Origin of the sequence: Paralcaligenes sp. KSB-10 (assembly GCF_021266465.1) — a bacterium.
Classification (GTDB): domain Bacteria; phylum Pseudomonadota; class Gammaproteobacteria; order Burkholderiales; family Burkholderiaceae_B.
Genome location: NZ_CP089848.1, coordinates 752,729 through 769,354 on the forward strand (window position 1 = coordinate 752,729; position 16,626 = coordinate 769,354).

General features: G+C 59.0%; 16 protein-coding genes. 3 read left to right on the forward strand and 13 right to left on the reverse strand.

Going from position 1 to position 16,626, the window contains the following annotated elements:
- Positions 1–210: 210 nt before the first annotated feature.
- The 10 genes from LSG25_RS03490 to LSG25_RS03535 all read right to left on the reverse strand — a co-directional run bounded on the left by LSG25_RS03490 (position 211) and on the right by LSG25_RS03535 (position 11,093).
- Positions 211–870 carry a 2-dehydro-3-deoxy-6-phosphogalactonate aldolase gene (locus LSG25_RS03490; protein WP_232743327.1) on the reverse strand — a complete coding sequence of 220 codons (660 nt, stop codon included), beginning with the start codon at positions 868–870 and terminating at the stop codon, positions 211–213.
- Between the two features lie 31 nt (positions 871–901).
- Complete coding sequence (locus LSG25_RS03495) at positions 902–1,834, reverse strand: 2-dehydro-3-deoxygalactonokinase (RefSeq protein ID WP_232743328.1); 933 nt, start codon at positions 1,832–1,834, stop codon at positions 902–904.
- An 82-nt stretch (positions 1,835–1,916) separates the two neighbouring features.
- Positions 1,917–3,383: an amidohydrolase family protein gene (locus LSG25_RS03500; protein ID WP_232743329.1), complete on the reverse strand. Its 1,467-nt coding sequence runs from the start codon at positions 3,381–3,383 to the stop codon at positions 1,917–1,919.
- A gap of 67 nt (positions 3,384–3,450) precedes the next feature.
- On the reverse strand, positions 3,451–4,338 hold the full coding sequence (locus LSG25_RS03505) for a MurR/RpiR family transcriptional regulator (protein WP_232743330.1): 888 nt from the start codon (positions 4,336–4,338) through the stop codon (positions 3,451–3,453).
- A gap of 8 nt (positions 4,339–4,346) precedes the next feature.
- Entirely contained in the window at positions 4,347–5,621 is a 1,275-nt protein-coding gene (locus LSG25_RS03510; protein ID WP_232743331.1) for an amino acid deaminase, read from the reverse strand.
- A 30-nt stretch (positions 5,622–5,651) separates the two neighbouring features.
- The gene (locus tag LSG25_RS03515; protein WP_232743332.1) at positions 5,652–6,617 is read right to left on the reverse strand and encodes an ABC transporter ATP-binding protein; all 966 of its coding nucleotides are present in this window, start codon (positions 6,615–6,617) and stop codon (positions 5,652–5,654) included.
- On the reverse strand, positions 6,614–7,663 hold the full coding sequence (locus tag LSG25_RS03520; protein ID WP_232743333.1) for an ABC transporter ATP-binding protein: 1,050 nt from the start codon (positions 7,661–7,663) through the stop codon (positions 6,614–6,616). The genes LSG25_RS03515 and LSG25_RS03520 overlap by 4 nt, the downstream gene beginning before the upstream one ends.
- Positions 7,660–8,523, reverse strand: coding sequence for an ABC transporter permease (locus LSG25_RS03525; RefSeq protein WP_232743334.1), 864 nt, complete (start codon positions 8,521–8,523; stop codon positions 7,660–7,662). Before LSG25_RS03525 ends, LSG25_RS03520 begins: the two co-directional genes overlap by 4 nt.
- Positions 8,524–8,532: 9 nt before the next feature.
- The gene (locus tag LSG25_RS03530; protein ID WP_232743335.1) at positions 8,533–9,489 is read right to left on the reverse strand and encodes an ABC transporter permease; all 957 of its coding nucleotides are present in this window, start codon (positions 9,487–9,489) and stop codon (positions 8,533–8,535) included.
- Positions 9,490–9,503: 14 nt separating this feature from the next.
- On the reverse strand, positions 9,504–11,093 hold the full coding sequence (locus tag LSG25_RS03535) for an ABC transporter substrate-binding protein (RefSeq protein WP_232743336.1): 1,590 nt from the start codon (positions 11,091–11,093) through the stop codon (positions 9,504–9,506).
- Between the two features lie 115 nt (positions 11,094–11,208).
- Between LSG25_RS03535 and LSG25_RS03540 the strand changes: the two genes are divergently transcribed.
- Entirely contained in the window at positions 11,209–11,601 is a 393-nt protein-coding gene (locus LSG25_RS03540) for a RidA family protein (RefSeq protein WP_232743337.1), read from the forward strand.
- Positions 11,602–11,610: 9 nt separating this feature from the next.
- Here the strand turns inward: LSG25_RS03540 and aroC are convergent, their stop codons facing one another.
- The 3 genes from aroC to LSG25_RS03555 are packed head-to-tail and all read right to left on the reverse strand — an operon-like array spanning position 11,611 to position 14,613.
- Positions 11,611–12,669, reverse strand: coding sequence for a chorismate synthase (gene aroC / locus LSG25_RS03545; RefSeq protein ID WP_232743338.1), 1,059 nt, complete (start codon positions 12,667–12,669; stop codon positions 11,611–11,613).
- A gap of 58 nt (positions 12,670–12,727) precedes the next feature.
- The gene (locus LSG25_RS03550) at positions 12,728–14,206 is read right to left on the reverse strand and encodes a YdiU family protein (protein WP_232743339.1); all 1,479 of its coding nucleotides are present in this window, start codon (positions 14,204–14,206) and stop codon (positions 12,728–12,730) included.
- Positions 14,203–14,613 carry a DUF2069 domain-containing protein gene (locus LSG25_RS03555; protein ID WP_232743340.1) on the reverse strand — a complete coding sequence of 137 codons (411 nt, stop codon included), beginning with the start codon at positions 14,611–14,613 and terminating at the stop codon, positions 14,203–14,205. The genes LSG25_RS03550 and LSG25_RS03555 overlap by 4 nt, the downstream gene beginning before the upstream one ends.
- A gap of 242 nt (positions 14,614–14,855) precedes the next feature.
- Between LSG25_RS03555 and LSG25_RS03560 the strand changes: the two genes are divergently transcribed.
- Both LSG25_RS03560 and LSG25_RS03565 read left to right on the forward strand, forming a co-directional pair.
- The gene (locus tag LSG25_RS03560) at positions 14,856–16,136 is read left to right on the forward strand and encodes a YihY family inner membrane protein (protein ID WP_232744551.1); all 1,281 of its coding nucleotides are present in this window, start codon (positions 14,856–14,858) and stop codon (positions 16,134–16,136) included.
- Positions 16,130–16,588 carry a CBS domain-containing protein gene (locus LSG25_RS03565; RefSeq protein ID WP_232743341.1) on the forward strand — a complete coding sequence of 153 codons (459 nt, stop codon included), beginning with the start codon at positions 16,130–16,132 and terminating at the stop codon, positions 16,586–16,588. Before LSG25_RS03560 ends, LSG25_RS03565 begins: the two co-directional genes overlap by 7 nt.
- The last annotated feature ends 38 nt before the right edge of the window (positions 16,589–16,626 follow it).

The window sequence follows — 16,626 nt, forward strand, 5'->3', positions numbered from 1 at the left end:
TCCCAAAACAGCCTGCCGCGTTTTTTCGTCCGCATTAAAGGTAATTGCGCAGGTCGCCTGCAAAGGCCGCCCACACCGAACCCATGGGCCGCCACCGCCGCACCTAAAGAACACGGATGACGGCCGGCCGCAAGGGCCATCCCCACGGACTCACGGGCAACCCACAAGAACCGTCCCTACGCCACGGCCTATCGGCTTCCAGGACCGTATCTACAGATTCAACAAAGGGCCAGCCTTGACCAGCCCTTCTTCCTGGAGCCTGGCCAACGCATCCCGAAAAGCCTGCGCATTGGCCGCGACGTCTTTGGCCGACATGCCCGCCTTGTACAGCGCCGACCCCAAGCCAAAGCCATTGGCGCCGGCGCGCAAATACTCTTCCATATTGCCGGGCGTGATGCCGCCCACGGGCAACAGGCGATGACGATGCGGCACAACCGCCCTCCAGGCCTTGACGACCATGGGGCCAATCTGTTCCGCGGGATACAGCTTCAAGGCATCCGCGCCATTGGCCAGCGCCGCAAAAGCCTCGGTTGGAGTCGCCACGCCGGGAACGCACAACAGGCCCGATTGTTTCGCCCGGCGCACCACGCTCGGGTCGCTATGCGGCATCAGGATCAGTTGCCCGCCGGCATTCGCTATGGCCAGCACATCGTCCGGCGACATTACCGTACCGGCACCCACAAGTTGATCTGGAAAGTGCCTGGCCAGAAGCTCGATGCTTTCCAGCGGGCACGGCGAATTGAGCGGCACCTCGAGAATCTGGAAGCCGGCGCTCACGACCTCTTGCGCAATAGCGATAATTTCTTCGGGCCGAACACCTCGAAAAATGGCGATCAACGGAAATCTGTCCAGAAACGGCTCGATACTCATTGGTTTTCCTCTGCAATACGCTATTTATACTTCAGGAGATCAAACCGCACCCGCGCGCAATCGCGAGCATCCCCTGAAAGCTCGCCTGCTGCGTGCACTCCGAACTATCCACCCCAAAGACCGATAAAGCGGCCTGATAGCGCTTGAACAGGGAAGGCTTGCACACCAGGTGGATGTGCCCGCCTGCGGCACCAGGCACCAAAGACAGCGCCTCGCGAATTTCTTCACCGATCACGAGCCCCGATAAATAATCGGATTGCTGATCGCCCGCCAGCATCCCGAACAGCCCCTGCGCCCGAACGGAAAACAAGCGGTGCAGCAAGGCATCGTCCACGGCTTGGGAACAGCCTGCGACAAAGCTGTCGCGCCCTTGCTCCCAGGGTATCGCATCCTGCGATGGCATCAGGCGCGACAGTATTGAATGCTGGCGCAACAGGGCGAACAGCTCGCCTGTCATGAAAGTATGAAACTGCAGGATTCGACGGTTTTCCACCACAGCCCATTTGCTGTGCGTGCCCGGCAAAACGAATATGCCATCCTTCAGGCCCGAGGCATCGAGCGCCCCGAAAATCTGAACCTCTTCTCCGCGTATTACGTCAGGCGCGCCATTTGCATGGTGTGTAGCCAGCCCGGGCACAAAGCCCACCGGTACGCCCGCCCCGCCCGACCAGACCAGGCCGGCACCCAGCTCGTCAAAGCCGGCCGGACATGGTACATAAGGTGCTTCGCACCAACCCTGGCGGCTGCCTATCATGCCCGCCGCCAATACCAGGCTTGCAGGATAGTCCCGCAGCCAGGGGCCGATAAGCCGATCAAATACATCATGGAATCCGCCGTCGGCAATCGACATGATGCCGTCGTCCGTACTGATTTCACGCAACACAGATCCCTGCGCATTCATCAACGCAGCGCGCAGTGAAGAAGTGCCCCAATCCAGGGCAATTAAGTATGAAGCATCCGGCATGAAAATTGTTAGCCCTGGAATGCCGCCGCATCGACCTGTTCGAGGCGATAAGCGCGGCCTGGTTTTTAATACTGGTAACGGGCTATTTATTGCGCTTCACAAATCGACCCGCCCTGGCCACGGCACTCTGTTGACGGCCGTTGAAACTCAAGCACCCGTTGACCCAGACCTGCTCTATGCCGTCGCTGAACTGAGCCGGTTCCGCATAAGTGGCCCGATCGCGTACTTTGTCCGGATCGATCACCACAATATCGGCAAAAAAGCCTGACTTCAAGTGCCCGCGCCCCTGCAAGTTGAAGCGCGCCGCCGACATGCCCGTCATTTTATGCACTGCCTGTTCCAACGGCAAGACGCCCTTGATGCGCCAATACTGATCCAGGACCCGCGGAAAAGCGCCCCACAGACGGGGATGCGGCCGCTGGTCGTGCGGCAGGCCATCCGAACCGATCATGGACAAAGGATGACACACAACCCGATCGACATCGTCCTGCCGCATCTGGAAATAGCAGGCACCGCCCGGCTGCAGCCGCTTGCATGCCTGAACTTGCGATACGCCCCACAAAGCCGCCACATCCTTGAGATGGCGCCCGATCATCTCGGGGTGCGGACTGCTTCCGGTAATCAGGATGTCGATAACGCCATCGACCAGATCTTCTCTAAGAACGGTGGAGCCCGCGGCATAGGGATAGACGTCCATGCCGATGGGCTGCTCCAGCGCGAGCTTTTCGATCAGGGGCAGGGTTTCCTCGGTACGACCCCAATTCGCCGGGCCAGCGCATTTATGATGCGAAAGCACCAGAGGCGCACCGGCAAGACGGGCCGTCAGGGCCGCCTCTTCAATGGCGGCAATAATGCCTTTCATCTCATCCCGGATATGCGTCGCGTACAAGCCTCCATGCCTGGCAACGACCTTGACCAGCGCCGTCAACTCCCCTACATCGGCGGCATACGCCTGGCGATAAAACACCCCCGAGGACAGGCCCAACGCGCCGTCGGTCATGGCATCGTCGAGCATCCGCTCCATGGCGGCTATTTGGTCGGCAGAAGCCGGCGCATCCAGATCAGGCATGGCCAGCATGCGCAAAGTCGTATGGCCGATAAGGGCGGCCACATTCACGCCAGGGCGCGCGTGGTCCACAGCATCGCGATAGGCTCGCAAGGAGCTGAAACGGAATTGTTCGTGGCCCAGTAGGGACAAAGGCGCCGGAGGATCGCCTGTCACCATGGGCACCAGTGAAATGCCGCAGTTGCCGGTAATGACGGTCGTGATACCCTGCGACAGCTTGGGCAACATATCGGGGTGATCCAGAACAATGGCATCGTCATGCGTATGCACGTCGATAAAGCCTGGCGCAATGATCCGGCCCGCACAGTCATGGGCGACACAAGCCCGCAAATCGGCAGACCCCTGCAATTCCGGGGGCTCAATGCCCGGCGGCAGCACCGCCAGTATCCGCTCGCCTTTTATCCAGACATCGGCTTGCACCGCGCCCGCGGCGGAGCCGTCGCATACGCTGCCGTTTTTCAATACCGCTATAGCCTGACTCATTTTCCAACCTCAAACCCGGCCCTGCGCGCACGCCTTTGGCGCCCTATTCGCCAGGACCTTTACAACATCAATAAATATCGGTGTGCAGAGCGCTATCCACACCATGCAGTTCAAGCACACGCTTGAACTGCTTCAGTTTTTTAATGGTCTCAGGGCCCAGATTCTGGGCTACGCGCACCATCAGTATTTCTATGACCAGCAAATGGGCCAGATAGGCTTCCGTGCTGACACGCATGATCGCGTCCTGCGGCACCGATACAGCAATCGTCAGACTGGCCCTGTCGGCCAATGGCGTGCCGGCCTGGGTCAGGGCCACCACCGTCGCCCCACGGCTCCTGGCCAACTGCGCGGCCTCCAGCGCAAAGGGCATGCTGCCCAGATGCGAAATAATGAATGCCACCCCATTTTCATCCAGCGAGCTGGCCGAGATCAGTTGCTGGTGGGGATCGAAAAACGCATTGGCGTTGATCCCCAGGCGAAACAGGCGAGCCTGCAGTTCCTGCGACATGAATGTCGAAGTCGATCCGACCGAATAGGAGTCGACTCGCGAAGCATGAACGATTTTTCTGGCGACTTGATCCAGTATGTCTACATCCAGATTACGCTCCAGTTCGGCCAACGATGAAATCGCGCTCTGCACGATCTTGCTGGCGACATCGGGAGCAGCGTCATCGATCGACACACTGCGATGCAGATGATGATTCGATACGGCCAGATCCTGAGCCAGCGCAAGCATGAAATCCCGAAAGCCGTCATAACCGAAATTGCGGCAGGTACGAATCACCGACGGCATGGAAACGCCAGCGCTTATGGCGATCTGCTCTATCGTGCTGTTGACGATCGCATTGGGATCGCCAAGCATGACCTGCAAAACCCGCTGCTGAGCCTTTGAAACATGAGTCGCAGACTCCTGGAGCTGGCGCAACAGGCCAAGGGACGAGGAAGTAATCGCCATCGGGACTCCTAAAAACGCGTGGTGACCGCGGAGACCACTGTGCCCGCCTCGTCGATAATCGGCAGCCAGGTCCATTTATCAAAAGTAGTGCAAGGGTGGGAGATCCCCAAAATGACCCGGTCCCCGACTTCCGGGGCGTGCGAGCCGGGTGCGAAGCGCAGGTAGGCATGCTGGTCGTTAAGCGCGGAAATGCTCCAGCCCTGGGGCGCCGGCGTCTTTTCCAGCTTGCTCCTGGGAGAATAATGCGTAACCACAGGCAGGGATAAATCGTAGGAAATATCCCGTTTGCCGCAGCTCAATATCGCCAGGCCCGGTTCAGGCACGGACTGGACTATGGTCCAGACCTCCAGGGCAGGCAGCAGGCTGGCCTTCAGCCCTTCGCGCTGCTCGACGTTACGCAGCATTTTCGAATAAAAATCGTGATCGTGCGTGATGTAGCAGCCAGAGCGCAAAACCCCTACCACGGGTTTCGACAAAGACATCCTGAGTCCGGGCACGACCAGATCGAAAACCGCCGACCCTCCGGCACTCATAACGACCTGCCCGTCTTCGAAATAGCCGAGCCGGTCGCACTCTTTGGTAATTTCCGCGACACGCGCCATCAGGATTTCCACTTCTTTGCGATCGTGCTCGGTCTGGCAATGTGCCAGGCCTCCTTCGTAGCACTCTATGCCGCCCAGCGCCAGATTATTGGAGCCCCGGACTCGTCCGGCCAGGGTTATGGCTTCGGCCAGAGTCCGGCAGCCTGTTCTTTGCCCTTCGATGCCGACCTCGAGCAGACAGTCGAAACGAGTCGTTCTGGCGCGCCGGCTGGCCCACGATTCAATCCGCTCAACCTGGGCCGGCGAATCAACCAGAAACCAGATACGCAACTCCGGATCGTTTTCGAGCAAATAAGCCAGGGAGTCGAGATCGGCGTCGGCGACCACCTGATTGGCAATGATGATGCGCTTCGCTCCTGCCTCGAGCCCGGCGTTGATTTGAAAAACCGTCGCGAAGGTCAAGCCCCATGCCCCCAACTCAAGCTGTCTGCGAAACAGCTGGGGCGACATGGTGGTTTTGCCGTGCGGGGCGATAAAAATTTTCCGCTCCCCGGCAAACGCCTGCATCCATCGCAAATTGTGCTCGAGCTCGGCCTCCTTGATGACCGCCATGGGATACGGCAAATCATCGTTGAACAGATTCCAGCCATATCGACCGATATCGTCCACCGGGCAGGCCTCGGCGGTATAGGGAAACCCTTTGAAACTGCGGCTCAACAGGTTTTTTGGATTCATGCTCATTTCAATTTCCAGGCTTTTTTCGGGAGTCAGTCAAAAGTTGCGCCAACAGGCTTGCCAATGGCCCGCACTATGTTCGCGCAGACTCATGTCGGCTTGTGCGCAGCGCGCCTCGGCCAGCGGACAGCGCGTTCTGAACACGCAGCCCGAAGGCGGGTCGGCCGGACTGGGCAGATCGCCTTCCAGCAATTGAACAGGCCGGGACACTTCGGGATCGGGGATGGGCGATGCCGCCAACAGCGCCTTGGTATACGGGTGCAATGCCTGCGAGTAAAGCTTTTCGGTGGGAGCGATTTCCACGATACGACCCAAGTAAAGCACAATCACCCGGTCGCACAAATACTCGATCACATCCAGATCGTGCGATATCAGCAGCATGGTCAGTCCCAGCCTGTCCTTGATATCGCCCAGCAAATTGATGACCTGTGCCTGGATCGACACATCCAGGGCAGACAAGGGCTCGTCGGCAATGATGAACTTGGGCTCGACAGCCAGCGCCCGTGCAATACCGATGCGTTGCCGCTGGCCTCCCGAAAACTCATGGGGGAAACGCTCGGCGTGATCTTCATTCAGCCCAACCTGCCTGAGCAATTCATGAATCCGGGGCATGCGCGCCGGGCCGCCGGCCAGGCCGTGCGCGTCAAGCGCTTCACCCAGAATCTGGCGTATGCGCATGCGCGGGTTCAAGCTGGCATAGGGATCTTGAAACACCACCTGAATTTCCGACCGCAAAGGACGGTATTGGTGCTGGCTGAGTTTAGCCAAATCCACTGCGGGCTGTACACCGTGATACCACATCTCGCCGGCGCTCGGATCGGTAAGGCGGCTCAGCATTCTTCCTATGGTGGTCTTGCCGGATCCCGACTCCCCGACCAGTCCCACGGTTTCACCCTTGAAAATGGCAAAGCTCACCTTGCTGACCGCCTGGACGGGCGCCCTGGCCGACCCAAAATTCTTGCTCAAGCCCCGAATATCCACCATGGATTCGCGCGTGCTCATGCCACGACCCCCTGCGCCTTGAAGCAGCGCACACGCCCGCCGCTATGTTCCAGGCTGCACAAGCCAGGCACCGACGCCTTGCATTGCGCATCGGCCAAAGGGCATCGCGGGCTGAATGCGCATCCCGGCGGCATATCGAAAGGGCTCGATACCTGCCCTTCGATGGCCGCCAGGCGTAGTCTTCCCCCCGCGTCGCGCATATTCGCCTTCTTGGCCATGGCAGGCAGGCAGCTCAGCAAGGCCTGCGTATAAGGATGCGCCGGCTTTGCGAACACTCGCCTGACATCGCCATTTTCAACTATTTTCCCGGCATACATCACCGCTACATTATCCGCATACTGGGCTACCACGCCCAGGTTATGAGTAATGAACAATACGCTCATGCCGGTTTCCTTTTGCAGGCGGCCTATGAGGGCCAGAATCTGCGCCTGTATGGTGACGTCCAGAGCCGTTGTCGGTTCGTCGGCAATCAAAAGGGTCGGCGAACATGCCATGGCCAGGGCTATCATGACGCGCTGGCGCATACCGCCCGACAACTCGTGCGGATACTCCCCGACCCGGCGCGCCGCCGCGGGAATTTCCACAAGTTCGAGCATGCGCTGCGCATGAGCCCGCCCTTGCTTGCGGTCGTAGCCCAAATGCAGCCGCGTCGCTTCGGCAATCTGTTCACCCACCGTAAGCAGCGGATTCAGGCTCGTCATGGGCTCTTGAAAAATCATGGCCATTTCGTTGCCGCGCAGCGACCGGAACTCGCGCTCCGACAGGTCGAACAAGCTCGCCCGCTCGCCATTGCGCCGCAAGAACATGGCCTTGCCGCTGACCTGCGGATGCGATGTCCTGGCGTGCAGGCCCATCAAACTCAGGCTGGTCACCGATTTGCCCGACCCTGACTCGCCGACCAGCGCCAGCGTGGAACCGGCCGGAATGGAAAACGAAACGTCGGACACGCTCTGTATGCGGCCGCGATCTGTCATGAACGAGGTCGACAGGGAGTCCACCTCGATGCGCGCGACACTGTTTCCGGAGGTGCCTGAGGAAATCGTCATGCTGCTTTCCTCAGCTTGGGATCGAGCGAATCCCGTATGCCATCACCCACGATTTGCAATGACAGGGATGTCACGACGATGGCGAGGCCAGGATAGATGATCGTCCAGAAAGCCTGGTCGGAATAGTTGAGGCTGCCGGAAATCATCGTTCCCCAGGTAGGGATGGACGGCGGCACGCCGACACCCAGAAACGACAGGCCGGCTTCGGCCAGAATGGCATAGGCAAAGATGAAGGTCAGCTGTACCAGGATGGGCGAGATCAGGCCCGGCAGGATATGCAGATACAAGATTTTCCAGGTAGGCGTACCGATGGCCCTGGCGGCATCCACATACAGCAAGTCTCGCAGAACCAGGGTCGAGGCGCGCGCCACCCTTGCCACCCTGGGGGTATAGACAATCACCAGGGCAAGAATAACGTTCCACAGGGATGGCCCAAGAATAGCGACCAGGGCGATACCCAGGAGAATATCGGGAAACGCCATCATGGCATCCACGACCCGCATGATCGGCGCATCGGCCAGGCGGAAATAGCCTGCCACTATGCCCAGCACGGTACCTATGACTACGGCGCCGAAAGCCGTTACGAGGCCGATGGTAAGAGAATAGCGGCCGCCGTAGGCCATTCTCAAAAAGACGTCGCGCCCCAATTGATCAGTGCCGGCCCAGTGCGACAAAGATGGCGCTTTAAGCCGCTGCATAATGGAAATGGCGCCGGGATCGACATTGGAAAGCCACGAAATGCTCAGCGCCACGACAACAACCAGGACCAGGATCACGGTGGCAAACAGCACGACACGGCGGGCGAAATAGCGGCGGGCCAGGTACTGGAATCGGCTGGGCGGCATGGTGGCTGTATTCATGATGGTGATCTATTTGTGCAGACGAATACGGGGATCGATAACGGTGTATAAAAAATCGATGAAAAAATTGATCAACACATAGATGAACGCCACTACCAGCAGCGTACCTTGAATCACCGGATAGTCGCGACGCAGCACCGCACGCACCACCAGCCCTCCCACCCCCGGCAAATTGAAAACGGTCTCGGTGACGACCGTGCCGCCTATCATGAGGGCCGCCGTCAGGCCGATGACAGTCACAATAGGGATCAATGCATTTTTCATGACATGCTTGACCATGATGGTCGTCTCCGACAAGCCTTTGGCCCTGGCGGTGCGCACATAATCTTCGCCCAGCGTATCGAGCATCGACGCCCGGGTAAAACGGATGATCAAGGCGGAATTCAGCACGCCCAGCACAATGGAAGGCAGCACCAGGTGATACACATGCCCCGCCAGGTTTGCTTCGGGAGGGCCGTAGCCCGAGGCGGGAAACCAGCCCATCTGCACCGCAAAGATCCGGATCAGGATCAAGCCCATCCAAAAACTGGGTACGCTGGCCGCCAGCATGGCCACCGCGCTGACCACCTGGTCGGTTCTGGATCCGCGCCACACGGCGGCCAGCGCTCCGCATGGAACACCGATAAGCGTGGCAATCGCGACAGAAAAAGTGGCCAGCAACACGGTAGGCTCGGCCCGTTCGAGCAAAACCTCGGCAACCGGCTTCTGCAGGAATATGGAGGTACCCAGATTCCCATGCAGCACCTGCTGAATCCACAGAAAAAACTGAGTCAACAAAGGCTGATCAAGCCCGTACATCGTACGCACTTGCGCGATGTCGCTGGCGGTGGCCTGGTCGCCCAGGAGCACGGCGATGGGATCGCCCGACGCCATATGCACCAGAGCGAATACCAGGACCGCCACGATCAGCAGCACCACGCAGGCACCCAGCGAGCGCGCGAACAGGAACTTGATACGATCGAGCATTTGAGCGCGGCCTCTTAAGCGAGCGTCACATTCCAGAAGAAAGGCCAGGCGCCGGGCAGGAAATTCTGCAGCTTGCTCGATCTCGCCGACAGGCTATTGAACTTGCCCAGCTCGACGAATGGCACCTGATCGTAAACGACTTTCTGCACGCCACCCCACAACGGCGCCCTTTTTGCAAGATCGACTTCGTCGTTGAAGGCCTTGATGCTGGCGGCTTTCTCGGGTGAATCCCACCAGCCGGGCGCGCCGGACCCCAGTTGAGGCGGCGACAGCATGGGCTCGGGGAACAGGCCCGAATGGGTAATGTAGATATCCCACAGCTTGGGATCATTGCGACGCTGCAGCAAAGTGGCCCAATCGACCACCTGCAGGTCGGTAGCCAGGCCAGCCCGCTTGAACTGCTCGACCAGCACCATTGCGATGTTGTAATGGAATTCGTATTGCCGGCTGGCCAGGATGCGAATCGGCTTATTGGCGTACCCAGCCTGTTTGGCCAGTTCGGCCGCTTTCTTGGGATTGTTATTGTTGTAGTGTTCGGCACCCGCATCCGAATAATAAGGCGTTCCTTTCGGAAAGAAATTCGGCTCCACGATAAAGAAACGCGGATCGCCGAATGCAGCCGCCATGAGTTCGTCGGCGGACATGGATGTCTGCACGGCCTGACGCATGGCTTGCGACTGCAGCGTGCCCTCTTTGGTATTGAACACCAGGTAGGGGAAGCCGAAGTTCTTGGTAATGATGGGGACAATCGCTTCGCCGCCGCGCTCCAGCCGCTTTACAGACTCCACCGGCAGCAAATCGGCATAGGTGAATTGACCCGACAAAGCGCCTTCGACCCGCGTGTTCGAATCGGGCACCGGCACAAACCGCAGCTCTTTGATGATTGCGGTGCGCTTGCCGCCATACCCGCTGGGAGCTTCGGTGCGCGCCGAATAAGAGTCGAAGCGCTCCATGATGGTGTATTGGTCGGGGCGACGTTCCTTTAATTTGTAAGGGCCTGTGCCTATGAATTGAGTCAAAGGCATGGCAATCGTGCTTTTGGGAAGAATCGCCGCCATGCTGGAGGAAAACGCCAACTGGGCCAGCAAGGGCGCGTAGCGATTGTTCAGATGTATGGCTATCTTGGCGGGCGAGATTATTTTTATCTCGGCTATTTCCTTGGCAACGGCCTTGCCGCGCGGCGATATTTTGCTCCACCGCTCAAGCGACGCAACCACATCCTCGGCGCTCATTTTCTGGCCATTGTGAAAATTGACCCCTTCGCGCAAGGCTATTTCAAACACCTTGCCGTCGTCTGAAATCACAGGCATTGTCGCCGCCAGCATGGGAACCACATTCCATTTGGCGTCGAAAGTGTAAAGAGGCTCGTAAACGTGCTGCATGATGGTGCCCACCAGATCCGCCGTAGTCAGCATGGGATCCAGCGTTTGCGGATCACCTATCATCGCCAGGCTGGCGGACTGCCCGCCGCCGGCGGCAAAAACCTTGTTTCCAGCCAAGGCGGCTGCGGAAATACCCAAGGCGCCCATCAATAAAACCTTGCGCCGGGCAGGACTATGCTGCTCGAGAAACAGGCTGTTTTTGCTAATGTTGGAAGATTGCATAGTGGCACCATTTAGTAATAAAATTACAAATAGAATGCTAATCATCTCGGAAAAATCCGTCAATAACCTTTATATCAGGGTTTTCCTGTAATTTTTTTACAAAAAGGAGAAACAAATGGCTTCTATCGAATTATTGGGCCAGGCACCCACGGCATCGGATCGGCAGGCGCGCCCGCTTTCGCCCGTGGTTCGCGCCGGCGATTTCGTTTTCGTATCAGGCCAGGTCCCGACCGACGATCAAGGCCAGGTCGTGACTGGCGGCATCGAGGCTCAAACCCGCCAGGTATTCAAGCATCTGGAAAAGGCGCTGGCCCTGGCCGGCTGCACCCTGGACGATGTCTGCAAAGCCAATGTATGGCTGGCCGACGCCCGGGACTTTGGCAGCTTCAACAGGGTGTATATGGAATGTTTCGGGGCCAACCGCCCGGCCCGATCCACCACCGAGGCCCGGCTCATGATAGACGCCAAGGTCGAAATCGACCTTACCGCCTACAAGCCGAAAGCCTGAAATAAGGAGTCAGCCGCATTGCGCACGGTGCCGCAATGCGTGATCCATCAAAACGATTGCCAGCATCGCCTCGGCAATCGGTGTGGCGCGTATGCCTACACAGGGATCATGGCGGCCCAGGGTTTGCACCTGCACAGGCTCGCCGGCGCTGTTGATCGAGCGTCGCTCGGTGCGGATGCTCGAGGTAGGTTTGATGGCCAGCGACACGGTTATGGGCTGCCCGGAGGAAATCCCGCCCAGGACGCCGCCCGCGTTATTGCTCAGGAACCCCTGGGGAGTGATTTCGTCGCCGTGCTCCGAACCGTGCTGCACAATGCTTTCGAAGCCGGCACCGATCGACACGCCCTTGACGGCATTAAGCCCCATCATGACGTGGGCGATATCGGCATCGAGCCGGTCGTACAAGGGTTCGCCCCAGCCGGCGGGCAAATTTTCGGCCACCACTTCGATACGGGCGCCGATCGAATCGCCGTCGCGCCGCAGCTGATCCATATAGGCTTCAAGCTCGGGAACAATACTCGCGTCGGCCGCATAAAAAGGATTGTTGCCCACCTCGTCCCACGACTTGAAGGGAATCGAAATAGGGCCCAGCTGGCTCATATGGCCGCGTATCGTTATGCCATGCGTTTGCGCCAGCCATTTCTTGGCTATTGCGCCGGCAGCCACGGTCGGGGCCGTGAGGCGTGCCGAAGAGCGCCCTCCTCCACGCGGATCGCGCCGGCCGAATTTCTGGCTATAGGTGTAGTCGGCATGCCCGGGACGAAAGGTATCGGCAATATTGGTGTAGTCCTTGCTGCGCGCGTCGGTATTGCGTATCAAGAGGCCTATGGGCGTACCCATGGTAACGCCCTGATATACCCCCGACAGGATTTCCACCCGGTCAGCCTCCTGGCGCTGGGTTACGTGGCGCGAAGTGCCGGGGCGGCGCCGATCCAGCTCGAACTGGATGTCGGCCTCGCTCAGGGCCAGTCCGGGCGGACAGCCATCGATCACGGCGCCAATGGCCGGGCCGTGGGATTCGCCAAAATTGGTGACACAGAATAATTTGCCTAGGGTGTTGCCGGACATAATGTTTTTTAAGTAGTGAAACAAAAACGCGGTAAGCGGGATTATGGCATCACTTTGCCTACGACGAACAGCTGACCTCCAGCTGGCAGGCCCATTCGGGCGGCAGCGCCGCATAGGCTTCGCAACCGTCCCGAGCCGTATAGGGATCGCTCAAGAGCGTGAGCAGGGTGTCGATTTCGCCGGCATCGCCCTGCTTGGCCGCCTGAATGGCTTTTTCAGCCAGGTGATTGCGCAGCACATACAGAGGATTGACCCTATCCATTTGGTCAGCGCGCTCGGCGCCGGCACGCTCGTCGAGCGCCAGGCGTTGCGTATACGCATCCAGCCACGCCCGGGCCGCCGCCCTATCCCCAAACAAAGCCAGAAACGCGTCGCTATTTTGCGGGGCCCGGGCCAGAGTCCGGAAGCTCAAGGTAAAGTCGGCCCGATTGGTATGCAGCAGCCGCCACCAATCGTCGACCAGCGTTTCGTCACCTTCTTGCCATTGGCGCAGGCCGAATTTGTCGGCCAGGCGCCGGCGATAGGTATTCAGAAACGCCGCCTCGAAATGCTCCAGCTCGGCCTTCAGGGCTTCGGGTTCAATGTCGAGCGCCACCAGGCTATTGGCCAGCCGGTATAAATTCCAGTGAGCCACGGCGGGCTGGGCGTTCCAGGCGTAGCGCCCTTGTGTGTCCGTATGGTTGCAGATGTGCTTGATCTGGAACGCGTCCATGAATCCGTACGGGCCATAATCGAGGGTCAGGCCCAGTATCGACATATTGTCGGTATTCATGACCCCATGGCAAAAGCCGACAGTCTGCCAGGCCGCCACCAGTTCGGCAGTTTTCACCACCACTGCCCGTAAAAAACGCAGGGCGACGTCATTGGGCGAATTCGGTTCGCCCACCTGGCCCTCGCGGCATTCGGGATAGAATCGCGCCACGACATAATCCAGCAGGGCACGCAAGTTTTCCGGGGCAGAGTGCCAATGCTCGAAAGAGCCAAAGCGAACGAAACTGGGAGACACTCGGGTAACAATAGCCGCGGTTTCGACGGTTTCGCGATACACCGGATCGTCGGACACCACCAGCGCCAGGGCTCGCGTGGTGGGAATACCCAGCCCGGCCATGGCTTCGCCCGCCAAGTACTCGCGCACCGACGAACGCAATACCGCACGGCCGTCTCCCATGCGTGAATACGGAGTGCGGCCCGAACCCTTGAGTTGCAATTCCCAGGAACCCGCCGGGCCGACGACTTCGCCCAGCAAGTGGGCCCGGCCATCGCCCAGTTGGCCCGCCCACACGCCGAACTGGTGGCCGCTATAAACCGCCGACAGCGTCTTGCCGCCGGCCAGAGGCAGTGTCCCGGCACACACATCGAGAAATGCCTGCTCGGCCAGCGCCGCGGGCGACAAGCCCAAGAGCCCGGCCACATCGGCATTGGCGTGCAGCAGGCGCGGCCGTGTCAGGGGCTGGGTGGCCAGCCGGGTGTAAAACGCGGTTGGCAGATCGGCAAACGAATTGACGATTTTCAACTGATTGATTGAATCGAATTTCATGGGACCTGCTTGCCTTGGACTGCTTGCCCGGCCTGGGCTGCCTGTTTGGCCTTGGCGGCGCGCTTGGCCGGCCGGACATAAAAAATGGCGCACAAATAAAAAACCGCCGACAGGACAATTTCAATCCAGGCCATGTACGTCGACAGAGGCGCCGGATCGGAATAGGCGCGCACCACGCCCTCCATGAAATAAAGCAGAATCAGCATGGCGGCCCACTGCATAGTGTAGACCTTGCCCTTGAGTACTCCCCGCAAAGGCAACAGGAGCGGAAAGACTTTCAAAACCAGTAGCGAACCGCCCGGACGCAAAGGCGCCGCCTTGAGCTCCCATACCAGGCATAGAACAATCAGGCCCACAAGGGCCGCGGCCGCGCCAAGGCGCAATTTGGAGTTTAGTTGCGTATTCATGCTGTTATTATCACTCGAATGTGGCACTTGAATCTCGCCGCCCCGCATACCTGCCCCAAAACAGCGAGAACTTTACAGGCCGGCTCATGACTATCAATCAAACGCCATCCGCCCGCTCAACATCCGATACCGAATCGGCGGCGACTGCCATGCGCGCCGCCACGGCACCGATCGCCAAAGAAAGCTCGGTCTCCTCCACTGTCCTCACCACGAACGACCCTGCCAAGCCCGTACTGCATGAGATGGGCTGGCGCGCCAGCGCCAGCAAAGTATTGCGCTTTGCGGCGTACCGGGCAGGCGAGAAAAAACTGACCCAGGTGGCCGCAAGCCTGACTTTCACCACCGTGCTTGCGATTGTCCCCCTGCTGGCGGTGATCCTGGCCCTGTTCACCGCGTTTCCGCTGTTTGCGGACTTCAAATTGGCACTGGAAGACTTTTTCAGCAATAGCCTCATGCCGCCGGCTGTTTCGAACAATGTCATGAACTACCTCAACCAGTTTGCGGCACAGGCTTCGCGCCTGACGGCAATCGGCAGTGTATTTCTTATCGTAACGTCGATCATGCTGATCATGACCATCGACAAGGCGCTCAACGATATATGGAACGTCATGCACCAGCGTCCATTTCGGCAGCGTATTTTGGTGTATTGGGCCATCATTTCATTGGGGCCGATACTGGCCGGGGCCAGCTTATGGGCCACTTCGTTTCTGGCGCGCGAATCCCTGGGGCGAGTCGCCGAAGTGTCTGCAGCCCTGAGCTTCGCGCTGTCATTCGTCCCCATGATCGCCACCGGGCTGGGCTTTGCGGCTCTGTTCATGATGGTGCCGAATCGCGACGTCAGTTGGAAAGACGCCTTCGCGGGCGGTTTCGGCGCGGCTGTCGTGCTGGAAATCATGAAAGCGGGCTTCGCCTTTTACCTGACCCGCTTTCCCTCCTACACCGTGATTTACGGTGCCTTCGCCACACTTCCCGTCTTCCTGCTCTGGATTTACCTGTCATGGCTGGCCATTTTGTTCGGTGCCACGGTGGCGGCTACCCTGCCGCTGCTGCGCCTGCGCCGCTGGGCTGAAAACCGCCAACCCGGCGCAACATTCATCGATGCCGTCAATGTCATACGCCTGCTGTACGGCGCCCAGGGCAGCCTGCCGCCGGGGCGCAGCGTACGCTACCTGAGCGCGCACCTGCACCTGGATCAGGACGAACTGCTGCCGGTGCTCGACACGCTCAAAGTGCTCGGCTACATCGTGCAGTCCCACGAACGCGGCGTTGAGCAGTGGGTGCTGGCCTGCGATATGCGCGACGCAACGCTGGGGCCAATTATCGATGCCCTGCTGATCGACCGCGGCCAATCCCGCCTGACTCAGGATCGCCTGCTGATCGACGCACTGTCGAGCTCGCTGACACAGTCGCGTAACATAGCGCTCGAAGAAATCCTCGAACCCTACGAAGCGCTACCCGAAACCAATGTTATGGTGCAAAATAAGCATACGGCTAGCGCCCACCCTGGAGATCAGCAATGTTAAAAGTCAGTGAAATCTTGCGTGTAAAAGGTCACACCCTTTACACCGCCTCGCCTGACATGCCCATTATGCAAGCCCTGGAAACCATGAGCGAGCAAGACATAGGCTCCCTGGTCATCATGGATCACGGCCAGCTCACGGGCATGCTCACTTTCCGTGAAATCATCCGCCACCTGCACGACAACGACGGCACAACCGGCACCAACACCATACGCAGCATCATGGACGACGCACCGGTCAGCGTCACGCCCAATACCGATGCCGATGAAGTGCAGCGCCTCATGCTTGAAAAGCATGCGCGCTACATCCCGGTCATGGACGGCCCGATGCTGCTGGGGGTCATTTCCTTTTACGACATGGCGCAGGCAATTGTTGCGGCGCAACAATTCGAAAACAATATGCTCAAGGCATATATCCGCGACTGGCCTTCCGACAGCGAAACTTCTTCCACCTGACGTTTGCCGGCAACGCCGTGCTCAAGACAAGTGCCACA

Bases quoted from the DNA above. Each gene is read 5' to 3' on its own strand.
- LSG25_RS03500 (WP_232743329.1), bottom strand. From the start codon at position 3,383: ATGAGTCAGGCTATAGCGGTATTGAAAAACGGCAGCGTATGCGACGGC.
- LSG25_RS03515 (WP_232743332.1), bottom strand. From the start codon at position 6,617: ATGAGCACGCGCGAATCCATGGTGGATATTCGGGGCTTGAGCAAGAAT.
- LSG25_RS03495 (WP_232743328.1), bottom strand. From the start codon at position 1,834: ATGCCGGATGCTTCATACTTAATTGCCCTGGATTGGGGCACTTCTTCA.
- LSG25_RS03510 (WP_232743331.1), bottom strand. From the start codon at position 5,621: ATGAGCATGAATCCAAAAAACCTGTTGAGCCGCAGTTTCAAAGGGTTT.
- LSG25_RS03520 (WP_232743333.1), bottom strand. From the start codon at position 7,663: ATGACGATTTCCTCAGGCACCTCCGGAAACAGTGTCGCGCGCATCGAG.
- LSG25_RS03555 (WP_232743340.1), bottom strand. From the start codon at position 14,613: ATGAATACGCAACTAAACTCCAAATTGCGCCTTGGCGCGGCCGCGGCC.
- LSG25_RS03565 (WP_232743341.1), top strand. From the start codon at position 16,130: ATGTTAAAAGTCAGTGAAATCTTGCGTGTAAAAGGTCACACCCTTTAC.
- aroC (WP_232743338.1), bottom strand. From the start codon at position 12,669: ATGTCCGGCAACACCCTAGGCAAATTATTCTGTGTCACCAATTTTGGC.
- LSG25_RS03560 (WP_232744551.1), top strand. From the start codon at position 14,856: ATGGGCTGGCGCGCCAGCGCCAGCAAAGTATTGCGCTTTGCGGCGTAC.
- LSG25_RS03505 (WP_232743330.1), bottom strand. From the start codon at position 4,338: ATGGCGATTACTTCCTCGTCCCTTGGCCTGTTGCGCCAGCTCCAGGAG.
- LSG25_RS03540 (WP_232743337.1), top strand. From the start codon at position 11,209: ATGGCTTCTATCGAATTATTGGGCCAGGCACCCACGGCATCGGATCGG.
- LSG25_RS03490 (WP_232743327.1), bottom strand. From the start codon at position 870: ATGAGTATCGAGCCGTTTCTGGACAGATTTCCGTTGATCGCCATTTTT.
- LSG25_RS03550 (WP_232743339.1), bottom strand. From the start codon at position 14,206: ATGAAATTCGATTCAATCAATCAGTTGAAAATCGTCAATTCGTTTGCC.
- LSG25_RS03525 (WP_232743334.1), bottom strand. From the start codon at position 8,523: ATGAATACAGCCACCATGCCGCCCAGCCGATTCCAGTACCTGGCCCGC.
- LSG25_RS03535 (WP_232743336.1), bottom strand. From the start codon at position 11,093: ATGCAATCTTCCAACATTAGCAAAAACAGCCTGTTTCTCGAGCAGCAT.
- LSG25_RS03530 (WP_232743335.1), bottom strand. From the start codon at position 9,489: ATGCTCGATCGTATCAAGTTCCTGTTCGCGCGCTCGCTGGGTGCCTGC.